The organism is Streptomyces corynorhini, from assembly GCF_003346515.1.
GTDB lineage: Bacteria > Actinomycetota > Actinomycetes > Streptomycetales > Streptomycetaceae > Streptomyces > Streptomyces corynorhini.
Map to the genome: position 1 here is coordinate 1 of NZ_QQNA01000399.1, position 4,535 is coordinate 4,535.

Sequence of the window (4,535 nt, forward strand, 5' to 3'; positions counted from 1 at the left end):
GGTCCGGTCGGTCCGGTCGGTCTGGTCGGTCCGGTGGGTCCGCCGGATTTGGACGGTCCGGACGGTCTGGTGGGTCCGGAAGGCGCGGAAGATTCGGAACGCCCGGTGGTCGCAACCGCCGTCGTCCGCGCGGCACGAATGCGCCGACGGCCGGATGACGCCAACTGGCGGCAGGCCGCGGGCGTCCGGCCGACGATCTCCGCGATCTCGGCGAAGGGGTAGCGGAAGACGTCGTGCAGGATGAAGGCCACGCGTTCGGCCGGTGTCATCGACTCCAGCACGACGAGGAAGGCCATGTTCACCGACTCGTCCAGCGTGATCCGGTCGGCGGGGTCCGGGGGATCGGCCATGCCGCCGCCCGTCCGCCCGCCCAGCCACTCCGTACGGTCGGGCAGCGGCTCGGGCAGCCATTCACCGACGTACCGTTCGCGCCGGGCCCGCGCCGAGCCGAGCATGTCCAGGCAGACGCGGCCCGCCACCGTCGTCAGCCAGGCACCGGGCGACTCGACGGCCTCCCGCCGCGGCCGCGACATCGCGTACCAGCGGGTGTACGTCTCCTGCACGGCGTCCTCGGCCTCGGCCAGCGAACCGAGCAACCGGTAGGCGAGATTCAACAGTTGAGGCCGCTCGCCGACAACCGTGCTCAGGTCCGGCCGGGTGGGGGTGTTCATGGTCGACCGCTCCCTGGGCTTCTTCTCGTCCCGTAGGCGTCCCGTAGGCGTCCCGTTACGCGTCCCGCATGTGTCCCGTACTCGTCCTGTCCGTTTCCGTGCCCCGCCTCACATTTCGTGGGCCCGCGTCGTCGGAGTACGGGAACAGTACCGATCCGCCGCCGCGAGGCGGCACATCAGAGGGGGGACCGCGTCATGGCTACTCCACGGACGACGGCAGAACAGGGCGGCTTCACTTTCCCGCAGATCGCGATCGCTCTCCAGACGGTGGCGCTCTTCTTCCAGGCGGTCACCGCCGGACTGCTGCTGTCCTCGTCCCACGGCGAGCTGCTGCACGGCATCGGGGCGCGCGTGATGTACGGCGCGTCGATGCTGTACGTGCTCGCCGCGATCCTGGCGTGGCGGCCGGGCGGCGGGTCGCCACGCCCCATCCTGTACGCGTCCGGCTTCCTCGTACTCGCTTCGGCGCAGGTGGTGCTGGGCATCGCGCGCATGCCGTCGCTCCATGTTCCGCTGGGTGTGCTGATGTTCGGCCTGAGCCTGCTGGCGCTGGGCCGAACGCTCGCCACCCGTGAGCGGGCGCGCTCCGGCCCCCGGCCGTAGCCGCACGCGCTCTGCCGTCGGACTCCGGCGGCAGTTCCGCCGTTGGACTCCGGCGGCAAGGTGGTGGGCCGGGGTCCTTCCGTCGATCGCGGTGCGCGTCGGTCTCGCGGAAAATACGACAGAAGGTGTCCGGTATCTGCGTGACCATCGTGTCGGCGCCCTACCGGTGGGCGTCGGCGCGCGTGGCGTGCGAGTGGGGAAGGATGCGCGAATGTCGGAAGTATCGGTATCGGCCGCGGAGTTGCGAGCTGTGTCGGGAGCGGCGTCGGAAACGGCGTCGGAAACGGTGTCGGAAACGGCGCCGGGAGTGGTGTCCCGAGCGGTGTCCGGAGCGGTGTCCGGAGCGGGAACGCTGGAGGGCAAGGTCGCCCTCGTCGCCGGGGCGACGCGCGGGGCCGGGCGGGGTATCGCGGTCGAGCTGGGAGCCGCGGGTGCCACCGTGTACGTGACGGGCCGCAGTACGCGGGAGCGGCGCTCCGAGTACGACAGGCCCGAGACGATCGAGGACACCGCCGACCTGGTGACCGGCGCGGGCGGCCGAGGCATCGCCGTCCCCACGGATCACCTGATCCCCTCTCAGGTCGCCTCCCTGGTACGGCGTATCGAGGCCGAACAGGGCAGGCTGGACGTCCTGGTGAACGACATCTGGGGCGGCGAACTCCTCTTCGAGGCGGACACCCCCGTATGGGAGCAGGATCTTGACAAGGGGTTGCGGCTGCTCCGGCTCGCGGTGGAGACCCATGCCGTGACCAGCCACCACGCCCTCCCGCTCCTGCTGCGCGGCGAGGGCGGCCTGGTGGTCGAGATGACGGACGGCACGGCCGAGTACAACCAGGACACCTACCGCGTCTCCTTCTTCTACGACCTTGCCAAGGCGTCCGTCCTGCGCATGGCGTTCGCCCTGGGCCACGAACTCCGGCCGCGCGGTGCCACGGCGGTGGCGCTGACACCGGGATGGATGCGTTCGGAGATCATGCTCGAACACTTCGGTGTGACCGAGGCGTCGTGGTACGACGCGGTGGAGCGCGAGCCGCACTTCGCCGTCTCCGAGACGCCGTTCTACGTCGGACGGGCCGTCGCCGCGCTGGCCGCCGATCCGGAGGTGAGCCGCTGGAACGGACAGTCGCTGTCCAGCGGCGGACTCGCCCAGGTCTACGGCTTCACCGACCGTGACGGCAGCCGCCCGGACGCGTTCCGCTACCTGACGGAGGTCCAGGGACCGGGCAAGCCCGCCGACGTCACCGGCTACCGCTGATCCGAGCGGACCTCACGACGATCCGCTACCCGCCGAGCGGACCCGGCCGACGGGCTGGTGCCGGTCCGGTGCCGGTCCGGTGCCGGTCCGGTGCCGGTTCGGCGGGTACCGGCAGCGGGCGGGCGCGGCGGGGGGATCGCCGGATGAGGGCGATCATGGGTCGGAACGCCGACCGACCCGCAACCGATGAGGGACTGCCCGCCATGCCGCTGCCCGCCGACCCGACGGTGCTCCACCCCATGCCCGAGCAGCCGAGGGTGGTACTGCTCAAGCCGCTCGTGACGTCCCCGTTGATCGAGGTGGGGGAGTACTCCTACTACGACGACCCGGACGACCCGACCGCGTTCGAGACGCGCAACGTCCTCTACCACTACGGGCCCGAGAGGCTCGTCATCGGCAAGTTCTGCGCGCTGGGCACCGGAGTACGGTTCCTCATGAACGGCGCCAACCACCGTATGGACGGCCCCTCGACCTTCCCCTTCCCCACCATGGGCGGCTCGTGGTCCGACCACGCCGACCTGCTCACCGGCCTGCCGGACCGGGGGGACACCGTCGTCGGCCACGATGTGTGGTTCGGGTACGGCGCGACGGTGATGCCCGGCGTACGGATCGGACACGGCGCGATCGTCGGCGCGGGCGCCGTGGTCACCGCCGATGTGCCGGACTACGGCATCGTCGGGGGCAACCCGGCCCGCCTCCTCCGTACCCGCTACAGCGACGAGGACGTTGCCCGGCTGCTGGCCGTGGCCTGGTGGGACTGGTCCCCGGAGCGCATCACCGCTCATGTACGGACGATCATGTCGGGCAGCATCGCCGACCTCGAAGCTGCTGCTCGTGCTGCTGCCGCCGCTGCCGCTGCCGTGCAGGGGTACGGGCAAGGGCACGAGCACGAGCACGGGCACGGGCACGGGCATGGAGGTGCTTCGTAGGACGCGCTTGGGGTGGGGAAATCCCCACCCCAAGTATCCGGCGTCCCTCAGTGACCGGGCGCGGGCCGGTGCGACAGGGTGGTGACCGGCATGGCCACGGCGTGCCAACCCGCCGATCACGAATCACCGGTCGAACCGAGGGAACTTCCTTGTACAGCCCCGCAGCTCCGTCGAGATCCGCAGATATCCCGGGTCGCACACTCGCGTTTCTCACTGCCCTGGCCGCCGCTCTCGTCCCTCTCTTCGTCCTGGCGCCCGGCCGCCTCGCGGCAGGGGGCCCGGACGGCGACTTCGTCGCCAGACACCAACTCGGCGGGGCTTTCCGGGAGTCGTTCGTCGCGTACTGGAGTTCTGGACACCGGGATCTCTCCCCGGGGGTGCGGAGCGTTGTGGACTACTGGTTCCGCTACCACCTGGCGAAGGCCGCCATCGCCGCGATCCTGCTGATCGTGCTCGTCGCGCTGGGCGTTCCGCTCTGGCGGGCGTTCCTGCGGGCCGGCGGCAGCACGGCGAGAGGACGGGCCGCACTGGCGTCGGCCGCCACGCTGGTCACGGCGCTGGCGCTGTTCGCGCTGGTGGTGGTGATGGCCAACATCCAGGGCGCGACAGCGCCCTTCACCTCGTTGTTTCCGATGCTGATGGGCGGCACGGCAGACGGGGAGCTGTCCAGTACGCTCGCCCAGGTCAGGCAGGGACTGGCCGATTCACCGACGGGCGGCCACACGCCGCCTGCGCTGGGGCTGATGATCAGCGACTACTCGCTCTATCACGTGGCGATGGCCGTGATCGCCACGACCGTGGCGGCCCTCCTGATCGGTATGAGCGCGTTGCTGTGGAAGAGGTTCGCGGCAACGGCGCCGTCCGACGGGCGCACGAGGCGCGTGCTGGGCGCGTTCGGTGCTCTCACGGCGCTGCTGTCCCTGGCACTCATCGTGGTCGCCGTGGCGAACACGACCAACGCGGCAGACCCGGCGCCAGGACTCCTTGCCCTCTTCGAAGGCGGCTGGTGACGGGCCGGTTGAATCGGCTGTGCGGGTGGGGGGCCCTGCGGGTGGGTGGACTGTGACGGTGCGGGTG

Annotated in this window: 4 protein-coding genes and 1 pseudogene; 4 read left to right on the forward strand and 1 reads right to left on the reverse strand. The window is 70.8% G+C overall.

Annotated elements, in window-relative coordinates; all coding sequences use genetic code 11:
* A partial coding sequence (locus DVH02_RS33430) for a sigma-70 family RNA polymerase sigma factor (RefSeq protein ID WP_147286198.1) occupies positions 1–671 on the reverse strand: 671 nt, incomplete at its 3' end.
* Between the two features lie 195 nt (positions 672–866).
* Between DVH02_RS33430 and DVH02_RS33435 the strand changes: the two genes are divergently transcribed.
* The 4 genes and pseudogenes from DVH02_RS33435 (at position 867) to DVH02_RS33450 (ending at position 4,468) form a co-directional block, all read left to right on the forward strand.
* Positions 867–1,274: a hypothetical protein gene (locus tag DVH02_RS33435; RefSeq protein ID WP_114627592.1), complete on the forward strand. Its 408-nt coding sequence runs from the start codon at positions 867–869 to the stop codon at positions 1,272–1,274.
* Positions 1,275–1,608: 334 nt separating this feature from the next.
* A complete protein-coding gene (locus DVH02_RS33440; RefSeq protein ID WP_233518618.1) occupies positions 1,609–2,529 on the forward strand; it encodes an SDR family oxidoreductase in 921 nt (306 codons plus the stop codon).
* A 203-nt stretch (positions 2,530–2,732) separates the two neighbouring features.
* A pseudogene (locus DVH02_RS33445) lies at positions 2,733–3,368 on the forward strand (CatB-related O-acetyltransferase); the annotation flags it as partial.
* Between the two features lie 239 nt (positions 3,369–3,607).
* The gene (locus DVH02_RS33450; protein ID WP_233518619.1) at positions 3,608–4,468 is read left to right on the forward strand and encodes a hypothetical protein; all 861 of its coding nucleotides are present in this window, start codon (positions 3,608–3,610) and stop codon (positions 4,466–4,468) included.
* Positions 4,469–4,535: the final 67 nt, after the last annotated feature.

Excerpts from the sequence above, each read along its gene's own strand:
- DVH02_RS33435 (WP_114627592.1), top strand. The coding sequence starts at position 867 with ATGGCTACTCCACGGACGACGGCAGAACAGGGCGGCTTCACTTTCCCG.